Here is a 17,477-nt window from a genome sequence, read left to right on the forward strand (position 1 = left end):
CGGGGCATGGGATGGCTGTGGTCATTCCATGCCTTTTTATTTTTTGGCAGGGGCAGCCGGACAGGGAATTTCATGAATCCTTCATAAAACTGTCATGGACATATCATTGTTATTTGTTCCGGCATTTTTTTAATGTCCCCGCATGTCTGATGGATAGCCAGACACGTCTGTCTTCTTCATGTCGGAGAACATGAGTATTATGTACTTTCCTGCTCGAATGCTTACATGTGCCCTGCTGGCGACCGCATTGCCGGTCATGGCGCATGCTGCGGATATTACAGGTGCCGGCTCCAGTTTTGCCGCGCCCATTTACGGGGCATGGGGGGCTGACGGACGGAGCGCGGCTGGCGTCAACCTGAATTACCAGACCGTGGGGTCCAGCGCCGGACAGAACCAGATTCTGGCAGGCACGGTTGATTTCGGTGCATCCGACGTGCCCATGGATCGCCAGAAGCTGGAAAATGCCCATCTGTTCCAGTTTCCTACCGTCATGGGCGGGATTGTGCCGGTCATCAACCTGCCGGGTATCGCCGCCAATCAGATCCAGCTTGATGGTCCGACACTGGCCGCGATCTATCGTGGCGAGATCGAACAGTGGAATGATCCGAAAATCGCGGCCCTCAATCCCGGGCTGAAGCTGCCTGATACCGCCATTGCCACCGTGCACCGTGCGGACGGGTCGGGCACGACGGCGGTTTTCACCGGCTATCTGGCCCGTGTTTCCCCCGAATGGCGCGAAGGGCAGGGGGCTGGCGCTTCCATTTCATGGCCTGGCGGGATCGGGGCACGCGGCAATGATGGCGTGGCCGCGTCCGTGCGCAATACGGAAGGGGCGATCGGCTATGTCGAATATGCCTTCGCCGCCAATGCGCACATGACCACTGTCAAGCTGAAGAATCACAGCGGCGCCTTTGTCGCTCCGGGCATGGACAGTTTCAGCCGTGCGGCGGAAGCCGCGGACTGGAAGGATGCATCGCATTTCGCCGTCGACCTGCTGGACACCAGCGGCGCGGGGGCATGGCCGATTGTCTCTCCCACCTATGTGCTGGTGCCGGTGCCGACGGGCAAGACCGAACATGGCCCGGCAGTCCGCAAATTCTTTGGCTATGCGCTGAAGAACGGGGACGCTGCCGCCTACCGTCTTGATTATGTGCCGGTGCCCGCGAATGTGAAAACCGATATCCTGCAGCAGTGGGATGCAGCCAAATAATATAATTCCACAGTTATGATTTTACAGTAATGACGGCATGAAGCCGCCCGGTTTCCGGGCGGCTTTTCTGTATCATGGACTGTCATAAATCCTTCATAAAACTGTATCGGAAACATAACACACAAAACTGTGCGCCCATTCTAAATGAACTCATCCTTCATTACGGAATGATTAATATGATCCGCCGGTCCGCTGTTTCGCTGTTGCTTGGTTCTTCCGCCCTATGGGGTGCGTCATCCTTCCATCAGGCCCATGCAGCATCCGCGTCGGATGCCCAGCAGATCCAGGCCCTGCAGCGTGAAATGCAGGAAATGCGCCGGGAAATGTCCGGTCAGATCAGCATGCTGCGCCAGCGCCTGGTCCGGGCCGAAGCCCACAGCAACACCCCTGCCGCCAACGCGGCACAGGCCCGTCGGGTTGCAGCCAGCAAGGGTGAGCCGCTGCCCGACAGCTACGCACGTGATATCCATATCGGTGGCGATAGCGGGATGGGAACCGGGATGGGCAGCCTGATGAAGCGGGCCGATCTGGGCACGCCCCCGTCCGACCGTGGCGTGACGTCGTCGTGGGAATCGTTCCGTGCCGCGACCGAGAAGGACGAAGCCCTGCATCTGGGTGGCATGATGGTGGGCTTTCCCGGCGGGCGCCCGACCATTTCGTCTGATGACGGCATGTATGCCATGTCCATCGGTCTGGCCTTCCACGAAGATATTGGCGGTTTCATGGGCATGTCCCCCGCGCGGGGGAAAAGAAGGGCGATTATGAAGGCCTGACCGAAAATGCCCGCCGCCTGCGTATCCCCATCTCGTTCCGTTACAAGAACTGGATTGCGAACATCACCCCGGATTTCGGGTCATCCAATGCTGATGGTTCGGCCACGCTGTATGAAGCGAACCTGAACTATGCCGGTTTCCACAACACCGTCATTACCGCGGGTTATTTCCAGCCGCGCGTGACGGAAGAAGACTCCGAAAGCTCGAACGAATTCGAGATGATGGAACGTCCCGCCATCACCGATATCGTGCGTAACATTGCCGCCGGTGATGCCCGCATGAGCGTGGGCGCCCTGCATTATGGCAAGCGCTGGTGGATTGCGGGTTACCTGACGGGACAGAGCTATGGCAAGCGGGCCGCCGGCTATGACAGCCAGACGGGCGGAACCTTCCGTGTCGCGGGCCGCCCCTATGTGTCCAAGGATATCGATGTGCATGTCGGCGTATCGGCGATCAGCGCCTTCAAGGTGGCGCAGGCGACGGCTTCGGATGACCGTTCCGCGACATTTGCCGAACAGCCGGAAGTTGACCTGACCACCACCAAGCTGCTGAGTGCGACCGTCGGCAACGTGGGCAGCATCTGGTCGGCCGGCCCGGAACTGGGCTTCCGCTGGAAGCGACTGGTGCTGAAGGGTGAATATTACAATATCGGGGTCACGCGCGGAAACAATTCCGGTGGCAGCGCCGCCGACCAGGGCACGGTCAACTTCACCGGTTACTATGGCGCCGCCAACTACACCATTTTCGGCAAGCCGCGTTCCTATAACATCAAGGAAGGCGCATTCGCGGCGCCCGGCGTGGATCATGCCTTTGATCCCGCGAATGGCTACTGGGGCGCGCTGGAAGTCTCCGCCCGGTACAGCGTGACCGACCTGAACAGCAATCTGAATTCGGCCAATGCCATCCGTGGCGGCCAGCAGACGGTCTGGTCGGCCGGGCTGAACTGGTATCCCAACCGTCACTTCCGCTTCATGCTTGATTTCAACCACTTCATTGTCAGCGATGACAACAAGGCAAGCAGTGGCGGCACCGCGCTTTATGACATCATGGGCCGTCACGGCAATTCCGTCGCCGGGCGTATTCAGGCAGCCTTCTAAGGCGGTTGCCCGCAAGCATCATTTGAAAACAAACGAACGATAAAAAATAATAAAAGTGTTTGGGTGCCTCCTTATTTCAAATAAGGAGGCGTTCTTCGAATCTTTCTGAAGAAAGCTGCCTTATGGCTGCAGGATGTTCCTGACCTGACTTTTCAGGCAGCCTCTTGGGCACGGATACCGGCAGGCCATATTTTGACGGGACGCAGAATTCCCCACGCGCATTAAATATAATTCTTAAAAAACAGATCATTGATAAATGAAAATATCCGGGTGCCGCTTTTTCAAAAAGCCGACGCCCGGATATTTTTGATAGTTTACAGCGCGGCCACCGGCATGTCCGTAATCATGCCCGCCTGCAGCAGCGTGGACAGCTTGCCCAGTGCTTCGCCCCTGTCTACTGACTTGCCATAAGGCATGTTGGGCCGCAGGCGTTCCTCCAGCCGCGCGACCGACCCGCGCCGGGACCATGGGCGGCGCAGCAGTTCCTCCACCAGTTCAGGGTATCGCCATGGAATGTCGATCCATGCGGCCGTACTGTTCAGTGTCTGGGGCTCGGTTCGCAGGATCTGTGGGAACAGGGCGATCATGGTGCGTTCGTGCAGTTCCATCGCGGCGGAGGGTACGGCCACCTGCGCCCTGCCGCGCACATGCTGCAACAGGCGGCGGATCAGGGTATTGCCACCATGGCATAGATGCCCGATCTGGGTCAGGCGGGGGTTCATTTCTATGAAATGATAGGTGCCGGTTTTTGCGCAACGTACAAAATCCAGGCCAAAAAAACCCGACAGTTTCAGTGTCGCGCCGGCCACCCGTGCCGCGCGTTCCATATCGGCGGACTGTGTGATCTCGATCACCGTCGCCGCCCCCGTGCGCCCCTGGTAGGACACGACATTGACCCCCAGCGTGGCAAGGACTTCCCCCTCCCAGCAGGCCACCATGATATTGGCGGGCATGCCGGTTACATGCGCCTGTGCAATGACAGGCAGCGGGCGGCGCTCCGTCGCTTCCATGAAGGAATAGATATCGCGGTCCGCCAGCAGCACGCGCAGGGCACAGACCATCCGTACCGGTTGCGACAGGCGGTGGAAGCCGGCTTCGGCCTCGTGTTGCGTATCGGCGATCACCACGCCGGACCCGCCCCAGCTACGGTCACGCTTGAACACCCATGGTCCGGGTGTGGTGGCGCACCACCGTCTGGCATCGTGCAGGGTGGCAAGGTTGGTGGCGGCGGGTGTCGGGATGCCCTGTTCGCGCAGGACATCGATCAGTTTGAGCCGCGTCTGCGCATAGCCAAAATATTCGTGCCGCCCCAGTGAGCGTTCGATCGTGTCACGACACAGGCGGCCCATGGCAGTTGCGGGATTGGCCTCGTTGTAAACCTGGTGCAGTGTCACGACCACCCGGTCATCCGCCGGGATGATCAGGTCGGGCCGCAGTTGCGCAATGGCGCCAGCCAGTGTCGCGGTTGGCGCGACATATGGATAGTTCCGTATGCTTTCGATTGCCTGCAGGCAGCGTAGGGAATGTCCGGCCGGGCAGATGGCATGGACCGTCACCCCGCTTTCGATGAATTCCACCGCAGCACGTGTAATGGCGGACCACCACACGGAGGAGATGATGAGAACTGTAAAATCGTTTTTCATGATCCAGGACTTTCCAGCTCATGTCAGGATGCAGGACTAGGGGCGCATGGGTGTCATGACGCGAATGCGGGCTGCGGCACGGGTTGTGACACGGGTTGCCGTCCCAGCCGGGCGGTGACACGGCGCGCGGCAAAGCGCGCGCCCCAGGCAAAGCGTAGAAGGGGGCCAAAACTGCCTGCCGCCATGGGACCGATGACGTAAAGCCCCGGCACGCTTGATTCAAAGCTGCGCGACAGGGCGGGCATGTTGTCTTCGGTACGGATGGCGCGCGCCAGCACGCGGTCAAGGAACGGGATGCGTTCCATGTCCACCCTGACCCCGGTGCCCAGGAAAACATGATCGACATCCACGACACGCGGGCAGCCTGCCTGTGTATCCCTGAATTCCAGATGCACGACGTTATTGCGCATCTGTGCGGATTGCAGGTCAACGTTAAGCCATATCGGGACCTTGTCGCGCACGACCTGGCCCGTTACCCACCCCGCCGCCGGGCCCAGATGGCCGCGCGTGATGCGCAGGCGCAGGCGTGCGGGCAGCATGTGAAACACATCCGGCAGGTCACAGGCCATGCGGGAACGCCAGCCCGTTCCCAGACCTGAAACGGGTTTCTTGATCCGGGTCCACAGCAGTTTCAGGCCACGGATCCTGTGGGGGGGATGATTGATCCATATCTTTGGCCTGCGGGTACAGATGAAGGTCTGCGCACCCACGTTATGCAGGAAACACGCCGTATCCACAGCCGACGACCCCGCCCCGATCACGGCGACCCGCTTGCCCGCGAAGCGTTCGAACGTGGTCTCGTCGAATGTATGGCTGACCCGGTCGGACGGCAGGCCACGCACGGGCGGGGGCGTGTAGGCGAAATGTTCGATCCCCACCGCCATGACCACATTATGCGCCATGACGGTTTCCCCGTTATCCAGATGCATGACAAAGCCGTCCAGCGTGCGCGACAGGTGCGTGACCATGCATGGCTGCAGTTGCGGTACATGGGTTTTCTGGAACGTTTCACCGTATTCCGTGAAAACCGCGGTGGGAATGGGCTCCCCGATCGGGGCGTAGGGATATCCCCGTTCCCTGCAGAACCGTGCAAGCGTTGACCGGCGGCCGGGATCGAACAGGTCCAGTGCGAATCCCTCTGCCTTCAGTCGCAGGCTGGCGGGAACATGTTCGCGCCAGAATCCCATCGGGCGTCCGAAGATACGAAAGTTTACCCCCCTGTCACGCAAATGGGCCGCAAGGGAGAGTCCATAGGGGCCAGCCCCTATAATGGCTACGTCGGTATTCATCAGAAATCCACCAGCCAGTAAGTCCGAGAGCGGAGCGTTATTTAGCAAGGAACAGGAAACGCAGGTTTTTATTTGCGGTATGGAACGAAACACGCGCACGTTTCTTGTTTCAGGCCTGTCAGGACCTGAAGATGCTCAAAAACGGACATTATGTTCCGCCATATCTTAACCATACATTTACCGTATCTCGGACAACAATCACAAAAAAAACAGTTCAGTCTAGGAATGGTGGGGTTGGTACAAATCACACACTTTCGATGGTTTTCCATGCGGAAATCGGAACACGAAATATTTTCGTTCATAAATTATTGTATCCATGAAACTTTTTTCTATCCGCATGCTTCCCGCAAACAGTATGTATTTTGTCCTCTATGAATTGACTGTTCATGGAATGGAATAGAAATATTTTGTTATTTTTTATAATGTCTCGATGCTGTTTTTGTTTTCGTAATATTTCATTTGTTATTTTATTTTGCTAATTTAATGAATATTGGCATTTATCATCGTGCCATTTATAGAATTTATTGTATGTGAATTGGCAAATTCAGAATAATTGTCATATGGATCATTCATGAATGAGGAATGATTTTGTTAATTCTGCTTTTTGAAGACTATTCTTCAGAATGCGCGGGACATCTCATGGGCTGTCTCTCAAGTTACCGTGGCAGGCCCGGAAACCCGGAACAGTAGCATCATGCCTTATACCGCATCCCGGGACCGGATGGTCTGGTCCCGGGCAATCCGGTCGCAACGCCCCTTGCCGGATGCAGTCTGCCGCTGCACGGCATTGGCGCATGTGGATTCCCCCGGGACGCGAGAAAAGCCACGGCATACCGTATTCAGCGCCGTAGGGCGGGTCGCAAACAGGATGTGACAGGACGGGATGTGGTTTCGTCCGGGGTGGGATGCCGAACGACCTTTCGCATGGCGGCGGGACACCACATGTGAAAACCGTTTTCAGGGTTCAGGAGGCACCACATGATAATGTGGGATGTGTGGTGTCCGCGGCGGGATTCGAACCCACGGCCCCAGGATTCGTACCACTTCGGCTTTCACCGCCGCCATAGGGGTATGGCGTTCGTGGTCTGGACTGTCCCTTCACCATAAACCGCATGCGGTTGACAGGTGCTGCCCATCCAGTCTCTACACCTTGCCGGAAAACCGGCCTTGGCTCGGGATTGGCACGGCATTTGCCAGAGCGTTCCCCGAATTTGAGCAGATCCGCCACGTGGTTTCCCGTCGTGACGCCCAATTGCAAACCAGGAATCCTGTGCTCTATCCGGCTGAGCTACGCGGACACACCCGGGTTTTCTAAACGAGGCCCAGGCGCGCGGCAAGATGTTTCACGAAGGGGAGGGGAATATTTCGCCCCTCAACGTCGCCTGCGCATCTGCTGTGCCTGTGCGCACAAACGGGCGACATGGCGCAGGCACAGCACGACATCGGGGCTGCCGGTCTGCTTGCAGGCCAGTTCCAGTGCCTGTGTTTCCTCCGCCGCGTGCAGCAGGGCGCTGGCCGACCATATCATCATGGCCTGCCCGAAGCTGTCGGTGCGTTTGAAAAAGACCGGGGGCGGAGTTGTCGCATGGCGTCCGCCCGGCTTGCCCCCCCATCCACCGCAAGGCGTGCCCGGCGTAGCCGGTGGATATGCGACAGCAGCACGCGCGTCAGGGCGATGGGACTGCTGCCATCAATGGTCAGCGCGCGCTCGGCTGCGGCATCTGCCCCCCTGCGGTCGCCCGCCATGGCGGCAAAGGCGGCATCTTCCAGTGATACGCCCGCCGCGTCACCAACGCAGGCACGGACATCCTCCAGCCCCAGCCTGCCACCCTTGCCTGCGAACAGGGCCAGTTTCTCCACCTCGCTGCGTGTTGCCGCGCGGTCCGGGCCTGCGCGTTCCACCATCCATCCCAGCGCATCGGGGTCGATACCGACATCCTGCGCCGATAGCATCTGCCGGATGGCGGCTTCCAGCGTCCGCCCTTCCTCGGGGTAACAGCCGATTATCCCGCACTGCCTGTCCTTTTCCGCAAAGGCCCGCAGTTTCGAGCGCGACGCAAGCCCCGGCGCTTCGATGATGACCAGCGTATCGGATGGCCGGGCCAGGCTGTGCTGCAATGCCGCCAGCACGCTGTCGCCCGCGTCACGCAGCCAGACCACCCGCCGCCCGCCCGTCAGGGCGAGGGCGGCTGTTTCCTCCTCCAGCCGGTCATGGTCCTCACGGCCCAGTATGGCAACGCGGAATGGATCATGCAGGTCGGGACAGACCGCTTTCGCCGCTGTCGTGGCCCGTTCGCGGATCAGGCCTGCATCGTCCCCATGCAGGATGATGGCCCGCAGCGCGCCGGGTGCCTGCAGGGTGGCATTGGTGGCGCGGGCATCGATCTTCACCGGGCCTAGTTCCCGCCGCCTATGCTGATGCCCGAACCGGGGACGGTATCGTTATCCGGAGCCGTGGCGCCGGAGTGCGACGGGCCCTGGCTGCTGCCCGTGGTGGATTGCGGCATGTTGTCCATCGGCCCGCTTTCGGTGGACAGGCTGTCGCCTTCGTTATTTTCCTCGTTCAGCTGGGAATCGGTCCGGCCTGTCGCCAGCGCGGGCAGGCCATCCGCACCCGGCTGCTGGGACGGCATCTGGTTGTTGGGATTGACGATGCTGTTGGGATCGACATAGCGCGGCTGGTTCTGGCCCGCGACCGACCCGTCCACCGCCGGGGTGGCGTGGGTCCGGAACCATGTCGCCACCTGCTGGGTCACCTGATCGGCCATGTTCTTGGCCACGCGGGTGCGCACGGTTTCCAGGTTCAGCGTCAGGGCGAAATACTGTTCGTATGTATTGTTGGTCCCATCCACGACCGAGGCATCCCCGCCCGCCAGCAGGCGCGGATTATCCCCCAGCAGGTAAAGCTGCCAGTGGGCGAAGGCGGTTGTCCGCGTGCGGCCGCTGGTATTGTCCGCATGGATATCCACGGCTTCGTTCATGAGATAGGTGCGGATCTGCAGTGCGTAGCGGGTCGGGTTTTCCGGTGATGTCCCGCTCAGGTCCTGCTGCAGGAACTGGCGCAGCTGCTGGCCGTACCGTTCCTTGATGATCGGAACATATACTTCCTTCAGTTCCGCCAGCACATCGGTCACGGTGGGCTTGCCATCCGCGCCGATATGCTTTCCCGTCGTCTTGTACATGGGCGAAAAGCCGCATCCCGCCAGCAACAGCACGATGCCCAGAACGGCAGGGTGACGGACGGGGTGCGCCATGGATTACTTCGCCACCACGAAGTTGACGATCCGGCCCGGCACATGGATGCGCTTGACGATCCGCGCACCGTCCAGCAGGCGCGCGACATTCGGCTCGGCTTCCGCCATGGCGATCACCCTGTCCGCCGGCAGGTCCGGCGCCACTTCAATGGTGCCGCGCAGCTTGCCCATGATCTGCACCGCAATGGTCAGTTCATTCGCCTTCAGCAGGTCGGCAATGGCAACCGGCCAGGTGCGTTCCACCACCGGCTGGCCACCGGGTTCAAGCTGCGCCATCATTGTTTCCGCCTGATGGGGCACCATCGGCGCGCACAGCAGCGCCAGCGTGGTGGCGGCTTCACGCCGGGCGAATGCCATGCCGTCCTCGCCTGCCGTCTTTTCCGCTTCGGCAAGGGCGGAGGTCAGTTCATGCAGGCGGGCGACCGCCACGTTGACACTGAAGGTTTCCAGCGCATCGGTCACCGCCGCGATGGTACGGTGGGTGGCGCGGCGCAGGGCGTCCGCATTGCGTGACAGTGTCGCGGGACACGCCGTGCCCGCCGGGACCTGTTCCGCCACCGTGCGGACGATACGGAACAGGCGCTGCAGGAAGCGCGCGGCTGCAGCAACACCGGATTCCGTCCATTCCATGTCACGTTCCGGCGGACTGTCGGACAGCACGAACCACCGCGCCGTATCCGCGCCAAAGCGTTCGATGATGGCGACAGGGGCCACCGTGTTGCGCTTGGACTTTGACATCTTTTCCACGCGCCCGATGGTGACGGGCTGGCCATTGTCGCGGCGTACGGCGGAATCGGCCTTGCGATCAACCTCTTCGGGATACAGCCAGTTGCCCTGCGCGTCGCGGTAGCTTTCGTGGTTGACCATGCCCTGCGTGAACAGCCCGCTGAAGGGCTCATCCACATGCAGATGCCCGGTTTCATGCATCGCGCGGGTGAAGAAACGGGCATAGAGCAGATGCAGGATCGCATGTTCGATCCCGCCGATGTACTGGTCCACCGGCAGCCAGCCATCCGCCGCCGCAGGCACGGTGGGCGTGGGGGCGTGTGGCGCGGTAAAGCGGGCGAAATACCATGAACTGTCCACAAACGTGTCACAGGTATCGGTTTCGCGCAGGGCGGGCTTGCCACAGCTGGGGCAGGCCACGTGCTTCCATGTCGGGTGATGTTCCAGCGGGTTGCCAGGACGGTCGAATGTCACGTCATCGGGCAGCTTTACCGGAAGCTGGTCATCGGGCACGGGCTGCGCGCCGCAATCGGTGCAGTGGATGACGGGAATGGGGCAGCCCCAGTAACGCTGGCGCGAAATGCCCCAGTCACGCAGCCGCCAGTTGATTACGCCCTGACCGATTCCCATGCCTTCCAGCCGGGTAATCGCTTCCTTCTTCGCGGCTTCGGTATCAAGCCCGTCCAGAAAGCCGGAATTGAACAGCGTGCCATGCCCGTCACACGCCCTGTCGGTCATGGTGAAGGTGCCCGCTTCAGCCCCCGGCGGCAGGATGACCGGGGTAACGGGCAGGTTGTACTTGCGCGCGAAATCAAGATCGCGCTGGTCCCCGCACGGGCAGCCGAATACGGCGCCCGTGCCGTAATCCATCAGCACGAAATTCGCGATCCATACCGGAAAGGATCTGTCGGGCATGAACGGGTGACTGACCCGCAGGCCGGTGTCGAAACCGCGCTTTTCCGCTGTTTCGATTGCTTCTTCCGATGTGCCCAGGCGCTGGCATTCGGCAATGAATTCCCCTGCCGCCGCATTTTTCGCCGCAACCCTGGCCGCCAGTGGGTGATCCGCGGCAATGGCCAGGAAGGACATGCCGAACAGCGTGTCGGGACGGGTGGTGAAGACCTCGATCGAATCAAGGTCGGTGTCGAAACCGGCAGGCGGTTCATGCAGGCCGAAACGGACTTTCACCCCTTCCGAACGGCCGATCCAGCGTTCCTGCATGGTGCGCACGCGTTCGGGCCAGCGCGACAGGGTGGACAGGCCATCGAGCAGTTGCGGCGCGAATTTCGTGATTTTCAGGAACCACTGCGACAGCTTCTTCTGTTCGATCAGCGCGCCCGAACGCCAGCCGCGCCCGTCCACCACCTGCTCGTTCGCCAGCACGGTGTTGTCCACGGGATCCCAGTTGACCCAGCTTTCGCGCCGTTCGACCAGCCCGCCCTTGAGCATGTCGAGGAACAGCTTCTGCTGCCTGCCGTAATATTCCGGCAGGCAGGTCGCGATTTCCCGGTCCCAGTTGAATGAAAAGCCCAGCCGCTTGAGGGTCGTGCGCATGGCGGCGATGTTGTCCATCGTCCACTGGCCGGGATGCACGCCGCGTTCGCGCGCGGCATTTTCCGCCGGCAGGCCAAAGGCGTCCCAGCCCATCGGGTGCAGCACGCTGAAGCCACGCGCACGCTTGTACCGCGCCACCACGTCACCCAGCGTGTAGTTGCGTACATGGCCCATGTGCAACTGGCCCGACGGGTACGGGAACATCTCCAGCACATAATATTTGGGCCGGTCGGCGGGCGGCACGTCGGGGACATCGAAGACGCCTGATGACGCCCAGCGTTCCTGCCACTGCGGTTCGGCCGTGTGGAAATCATAGGCGGGGGTGGCGCTGTCCGGTGGGGTGCTGGTTTCGGTCATCTTCTTCTGGTTCGGTATGCGGTGGGCGGGGCCGTGCCCGCCGGAAAGATACGGGCCACGCGTTCACGCGCCACCCGGTGGATGGATAACGGGTCGGGCAGGGGAGCTAGTGCTGTCCGCTATCGGTGCGCAACTGGCGCGCGCGGGTCAGGATACGCGCGGTGATGTCGGATACGGTATTGGCCGCGACCGGGGTATCGACCCACTGGTTGTCCTGGAACACCTGACGGAACACCGATACGCGCACCGCGTCTGAACGCAGGCTGCGCGACAGGATGAAGCAGGTGATCTTGAAGCGTTCATCCTTGGTCGCGGGGGGCGTGTACCAGTCCGTCAGGATCACGCCGGCCACCGCATCGGCGGATGCGAACGGCATGAAGGACAGCGTATCCAGCGCACCACGCCACAGGAAGGCGTTGACCCCGTTGCTTTCCAGCGGGGTTGAACCGCCATTGGCGCCCCGATCTTCCTTCAGCAGGCGATTCTGGGGTATGGCCAGCCCGCTTTTGTCGTGCTGTGGCGCGCTGCCGCAGCCAGCCAGAAGGCTTACGGCCAGCAGGGCTGGTGCCGCCGCGCGCGGCAGCAGGTGGCGGCCCATAGGGGCGGCGGGAGGGGCAAAACTGGGCGGACGAAGGGTCATGATGCCTCTATGGACGCCGGGGATGGCCCCCGCATGTGGTAATCCAGCCATGCGCCTGAACTGCCGGCCATGCCGGGCAGGGTGCGTTCTGGCCTGTCGCGTTATCCGTTCTTCATATCCTGCCCCGCCTGTCCCGCCAAGTCGCACGGCCACTTTACCCTGCGTTGCGTGACAATCCGGGCCCACAGGCGCAAAAATGGCGGCATCTTCCAACAGCAACGGGACATGAATGAGACATTCAGCCACATGCTTCATCACCGCCCTGTGCATGGGCATGGTTTTCCTGCCGCTGTCGGTCATGCCGTCCCACGCGGCCGGGGTGGCGGGCGGCAGCACGGGGGCGGCCCACGCGGCGGACATGGCCATGCGCATGCAATCTGCCGAACAGCAGGCCGTCCTGCAGGCCCGTCCCGCCCCGACGCCGGGCACGGGGGGGGCGGGCCTGCTGGCATGGCCGGGCGTGCCGCGGCTTGGCCTGCCGGTGCTGCGCATGCCCGATTTCGCGGTCGCACCTGACGATGGCAATGCCCGCCCGCTGCTGCCCTGGCTGGCGCTGGCCGCGACATGGGATCCCGACCTGGCCCGCCGCGCGGGCAATGCGCGGGCACGGGCTGAATGGCAGCAGGCGCGCGCGGTGCTGCGTGTGGGCGGCGTTGACCTGCTGCCATCGGGGCGCCTGCAGGCCGGGGAGGATCAGGTCCTTGCCGGAAGCATGGCGGGCATGATCGGCGCGGGACTGCTGGCGGGACATGTGCTGCCGGTCTTCGGTTCTGTGGTGCGGGAGGAACACGCCCGTGCCGATGGCGCCGTGCCCGACCGCACGACGCCGGTACCCGCGGCCCGGCTGGCGTCGCAGGGGTTGCTGGGCGTCGCCATGGCGCTGGAAACGGCCCGTGGGGGCGCCATACTGTGCGGTGGCCTGGCGCCCTGCCAGACCGTAACCGGGCTTGGGGGCATGGTGCATGACGCCTGGCGCTTTCCCGGCATGATCATGGCGCTGCCCGGCGGGGCGGGCGCGATCAGGGATACGGACATTGCCCCCACGCTGGCCGCCGTGGCGGCCGGGGTGGACATGGAACAGGTGGCGCCGGGCGAGGACGGCCATGATGTCCTTGGCGCGGCCCTGCGGCAGGCCGTGCGTGAGGGAAGCGTGAAACCGGCGCAGGTTCAGGCCATGGTCATGCATATCCTCGCCTCGTTCTACATGTCGGGCAGCCTTGACCATCCGCCTGCCTTCGCCAGTGCGCATGAGGGTGCGCAGTCCGCATCCGCCGATACGCTGGTGGCGGATGTAGAGGCGCAGGGCGCGGTCCTGCTGCAGAATGAAAACAGGGTCGTGCCATTTGATCCCGCCTGGGGGCCAGTCCTGATGCTGGTCCGTCCCGCATTGCGCCCGGCCGCTGAAAAACTGGCGGACGCCCTGCGCCATGCGGGGCTGAACGTGACGTTGTCCGTTACGACTGCTGGGGCGGGCGCCCCCGGCACCCTGCCGCCCGCTACGGCACAGGCCGCCCGCACGCTGGTGCTGAGTGACAGCAATGACGACAACCAGATGATTTCCACCCTGGCGGAAATGGGCGGCCATGTCGCCGTCGTGCTGGTGGCCGATGATCCCGACCGGCAGATGCCATGGCTGGATACGGTGGACAGCGTGGTGCAGGCATGGGCATGGCGCAATGAATATGCCCAGCCGCTGGCGGCCCTTCTGTCGGGACAGCAGGATTTTTCCGGTCACCTGCCGGTCACGCTGACGGGTGGCTTCTATCCGCCGGGCATGGCGGATGCCGACTATCGTGCGTTTGCGCGCGCCCATGTGGTGCCGCTGTTCCCGTTTGGCTACGGCCTGTCAACGCATGGACACGTGACGTTGGGCGACCTGCGTGTCGTACGTGACGGGAACCATGTGAGCGCAAATTTCTCCATCACCAATCCCGATGATACGCCGGTGCGTGCGGTGCCACAGCTTTATGTGGAAATGCCCGACGACCTGCCGGGTGCCGCACGTCGCCTGGCTGGCTGGCGCAGCGTCATGGTGGCGCCGGGCCATACGGTACGGCTGAGCGTGCCGTTCAGCCTGCGGCTGGTGGGACAGTGGAACCCGGCGGGAGGCAACTGGAATGTGGCGGCGGGGGATTATACCCTCTCGCTCGGGCTGTCGTCCGTCATGATGGTGCGGCATGCAACGCTTCACCTGCCCGCGCTGCATGTGCCCGGTGTGCTGGACAGCACGCCCATGCCGGCCGTAACGGCTGAATAGGCGGCAGGATGATCTGCCCCACCGGCCCCGTGCTTACTGTCCCGGCCGGATCACGGTGCAGGGCAGGCCCTGGTTCTTCAGCGTGGCGCAGGCCTGCGTGGCGGTCGCCTGTGACAGTCCGGCAAGGCGCGCGCGATAGATCACGCCGCCTGCGGGTTTGTTGACGGGAATGACCATGCTGCGCGCGCCCTGCAGGGCGGCGAAATCCCCCTGTCGGGCCATGGTGGTGGCGAAGCGGGCCTGCCCTTCCGCGGTGAAGGCCCCGACCTGCACCATCCATGCGCCGTAACCGGCCCCGGCGCTGGCCGCCGGTGCGGCCGCCGTGCGGGCATCGGTATGGCATGTGGTATTGGTGGGATCATACGCCAGATTGACATCCTGCACGCAGGCGGTGCGGTGCTGTATGGGGGCGGGCGGGTTGAGGGTGGCGTACTGGACATAGGTATGGTCGGGCTGGACCCTGGTATTGACCGGACCAAGTGTGGGCGGATTGGCCGCTACGCGCTGGCCAGCGCCGCCATAGACCGCCAGCGGGCCGCTCAGTGCGACCTCGTTGCCAAGGTTGGGGGTGATGATGCGCAGGTAGCGCACCGTCTGGCTGGGCAGTGGCCGGCCGTTTTCAAGGTAGTCGTTCAGCCGCTCCGTGCCCGCGTTATAGGCTGCAAGAAACCCCGGCGCGCCATATAGCCCGTACAGGATGCGGATATAGGCCGTGCCCGCAAGGATGTTGTCATGCGGGTTGTACGGGTCGGAACCAAGGTGGTTGCGGCGCTGCATGTCGGCATAGGTCGGTGGCATGAGCTGCATGAGCCCGATCGCCCCGCTGGCTGAACGGGTCAGGTGCCCGTCCATGTATTCATGACCGCCGGACTCCTTCTGGATCACGGCGCGGATCCATTCCTGCGGCACGGAAAAACGGGTGGAGGCATCGGCAATGTAGGGCTGCCACGGATCCGTCTCCGGTCCCGGCGCGCGGTAGGCGGCCTTGCCCTGGTAATAACTGTTGTAATGGGACGTTTTGCCCCCCCCGCCCCCGAGCTGGCGCAGGCGGCCAGGCCGAGGCCGGTCAGGGCCAGCAGGCCAAGGCGCGTCATGCCCCGGAGTGAGGGAAGGGTCATGGGCATGTTCAGATCAGGCACAGTTCCGCCAGTTCGTTGCGTAGGGCTTCGGGCAGCACGTCGCCCGTATGGCTGTTGGCCAGCAGGTCCGGCGGCGCGTCCGCGGGCCGCAGGTAGCGCCACCCCTGGAACGGGCGCATGGCGCGGGGCTGGACGGGAATGATGTCGGGCGCCATGACAACCAGCGCGCATGGCGTGCCATCTTCACGCGTATCGGGCTGGATGGCGGTAATGCGCTGGCGGCACAGGATGCGGCCAGCGATTACGCGGTAGATCGATCCCCCATCGAGTATTTCCGCAGCCCGGCGGGGATACATGCGCGTGCGGAACCATGGCATGCCGGCGGCACTGGTGCCGTCCAGGTCATCGACCGGCGGGGTCTGGAGGGACTGGCGCGCGGCCAGATCCTCGATGGACTGGATGCCAACCGCCAGCTTGACCATGTGCAGCATAGGGTGCGTGCCCTCCCCTTCAGTGTCCCTGAACCGGCAGGTCGGCCTGCGCCTGCCGCGCGAAGGTGTCGCGGAAGCGGTCGGCATCAATGCTGCGTACGATATGCATGGTGCGTATCGGGCTGTCATGCGGGGCAAGCGAATCGGGCACGACGAAGGCATGGCCGTAATGCGGGCCACGGCTGGTGTCGATATCCATGCGGGCATCCACGGCCGATGTCACCAGCGTGGGATCGGCTGCGATGGCGGTCGTCATTTCATCCCACATGGGCAGGGGGTCGTAATATTTCCCGATATAGTCGGTCAGCGGCGTCTTCTTTGCCGTAAGCTGCGCCAGGTACTGTTTCGACAGCATGAGGTCGTTCGACACGCTACCCACCACGGTAATCTTCTTCCACGGCGCGGTCAGGGTGATATGGGCGGCTTCGGGATCAAAGATCATGTTGAAATCGGAGGCAAAATCCGCATTGCCGGTAATGGACATCATGCTGGTGTCCAGCATGCCGCCCATGAACACAAGCTGCTTCGCCGTTTCGGCAAAGGTCGGGTCCTGACGGATCGCCAGGGCAAGGTTGGTCAGCGGGCCCGCCGCGACAATCGTGACCTCATGCGGGTGGGCATGCACCTGCTCGATCAGGAACTGCGCCGCACTCTGCGCCACGGGGGCGAGGTGGGGCGCGCCTTCCTTCATGGCCGGAATGGCGGGCTGGATATCGGGCGCCCCGTCGATCGAGCCCAGCGCCCCCCACGCGCCTTTCCACGGAATGGAGCCATACTGCTGTTCATGCAGCTTCATTTCCGCGCGCGTGTTGACCAGTGGATAGACCGCGCCATCGGCCACGGGCACGTCGGTGCGGCCCATGATTTCCAGCAGGCGGCGCAGATGGGCTGATTCGGCGTTTTCCCATCCATCCCCGGTTACGACCGTAAAGCCCAGCACGCGCACATGCGGGTTGGCCAGCAGTGGAATGGTGGAAAGCTGGTCCGACCCGCCCGGACCCAGGAAATCATTATCCTCGATCACCAGTTCCGGCCCGGCGGTTGCGGGGGCAGGGGCGGCAAGGGCGGTGGCGGTGACCAGCACCATTGCCGTGGCGCATGCGGCAA

General features: G+C 62.5%; 10 protein-coding genes and 2 pseudogenes. 3 read left to right on the forward strand and 9 right to left on the reverse strand.

Annotated features, from left to right (window positions below; all coding sequences use genetic code 11):
- Positions 1-217: 217 nt before the first annotated feature.
- Positions 218-1,210: a phosphate ABC transporter substrate-binding protein PstS gene (gene pstS / locus S101446_RS13425; RefSeq protein ID WP_010507283.1), complete on the forward strand. Its 993-nt coding sequence runs from the start codon at positions 218-220 to the stop codon at positions 1,208-1,210.
- Between the two features lie 167 nt (positions 1,211-1,377).
- Positions 1,378-3,080: pseudogene (locus S101446_RS13430) on the forward strand (OprO/OprP family phosphate-selective porin).
- A gap of 314 nt (positions 3,081-3,394) precedes the next feature.
- On the opposite strand, the gene S101446_RS13435 reads toward S101446_RS13430, so the two are convergent.
- The 6 genes and pseudogenes from S101446_RS13435 to S101446_RS13460 all read right to left on the reverse strand — a co-directional run bounded on the left by S101446_RS13435 (position 3,395) and on the right by S101446_RS13460 (position 12,543).
- Positions 3,395-4,723 carry an ATP-grasp domain-containing protein gene (locus S101446_RS13435; RefSeq protein ID WP_087608565.1) on the reverse strand — a complete coding sequence of 443 codons (1,329 nt, stop codon included), beginning with the start codon at positions 4,721-4,723 and terminating at the stop codon, positions 3,395-3,397.
- A 53-nt stretch (positions 4,724-4,776) separates the two neighbouring features.
- On the reverse strand, positions 4,777-6,012 hold the full coding sequence (locus tag S101446_RS13440) for an NAD(P)-binding domain-containing protein (RefSeq protein ID WP_087608566.1): 1,236 nt from the start codon (positions 6,010-6,012) through the stop codon (positions 4,777-4,779).
- 1,372 nt (positions 6,013-7,384) lie between these two features.
- Positions 7,385-8,403, reverse strand: a pseudogene (holA, locus tag S101446_RS13445) (DNA polymerase III subunit delta).
- Between the two features lie 5 nt (positions 8,404-8,408).
- Positions 8,409-9,266 (reverse strand): hypothetical protein, encoded by an 858-nt coding sequence (locus tag S101446_RS13450; protein ID WP_087608567.1) that lies wholly within the window; start codon positions 9,264-9,266, stop codon positions 8,409-8,411.
- 3 nt (positions 9,267-9,269) lie between these two features.
- On the reverse strand, positions 9,270-11,903 hold the full coding sequence (leuS, locus tag S101446_RS13455; RefSeq protein ID WP_087608568.1) for a leucine--tRNA ligase: 2,634 nt from the start codon (positions 11,901-11,903) through the stop codon (positions 9,270-9,272).
- A gap of 106 nt (positions 11,904-12,009) precedes the next feature.
- Positions 12,010-12,543 carry a DUF3576 domain-containing protein gene (locus tag S101446_RS13460; RefSeq protein WP_010507274.1) on the reverse strand — a complete coding sequence of 178 codons (534 nt, stop codon included), beginning with the start codon at positions 12,541-12,543 and terminating at the stop codon, positions 12,010-12,012.
- 229 nt (positions 12,544-12,772) lie between these two features.
- On the opposite strand from S101446_RS13460, the gene S101446_RS13465 reads away from it, so the two are divergent.
- Entirely contained in the window at positions 12,773-14,800 is a 2,028-nt protein-coding gene (locus S101446_RS13465) for a glycoside hydrolase family 3 protein (protein WP_087608569.1), read from the forward strand.
- 33 nt (positions 14,801-14,833) lie between these two features.
- Here the strand turns inward: S101446_RS13465 and S101446_RS13470 are convergent, their stop codons facing one another.
- The 3 genes from S101446_RS13470 to S101446_RS13480 all read right to left on the reverse strand — a co-directional run bounded on the left by S101446_RS13470 (position 14,834) and on the right by S101446_RS13480 (position 17,457).
- Positions 14,834-15,685: a lytic transglycosylase domain-containing protein gene (locus tag S101446_RS13470; protein ID WP_408884622.1), complete on the reverse strand. Its 852-nt coding sequence runs from the start codon at positions 15,683-15,685 to the stop codon at positions 14,834-14,836.
- Positions 15,686-15,926: 241 nt separating this feature from the next.
- Positions 15,927-16,370: a DUF1489 family protein gene (locus S101446_RS13475; protein ID WP_087608570.1), complete on the reverse strand. Its 444-nt coding sequence runs from the start codon at positions 16,368-16,370 to the stop codon at positions 15,927-15,929.
- A 19-nt stretch (positions 16,371-16,389) separates the two neighbouring features.
- On the reverse strand, positions 16,390-17,457 hold the full coding sequence (locus S101446_RS13480) for a nucleoside hydrolase (RefSeq protein WP_087608571.1): 1,068 nt from the start codon (positions 17,455-17,457) through the stop codon (positions 16,390-16,392).
- Between the last annotated feature and the right edge of the window lie 20 nt (positions 17,458-17,477).

Source organism: Komagataeibacter europaeus (genome assembly GCF_002173515.1).
In the GTDB taxonomy this organism is placed as follows: Bacteria; Pseudomonadota; Alphaproteobacteria; order Acetobacterales; family Acetobacteraceae; genus Komagataeibacter; species Komagataeibacter europaeus.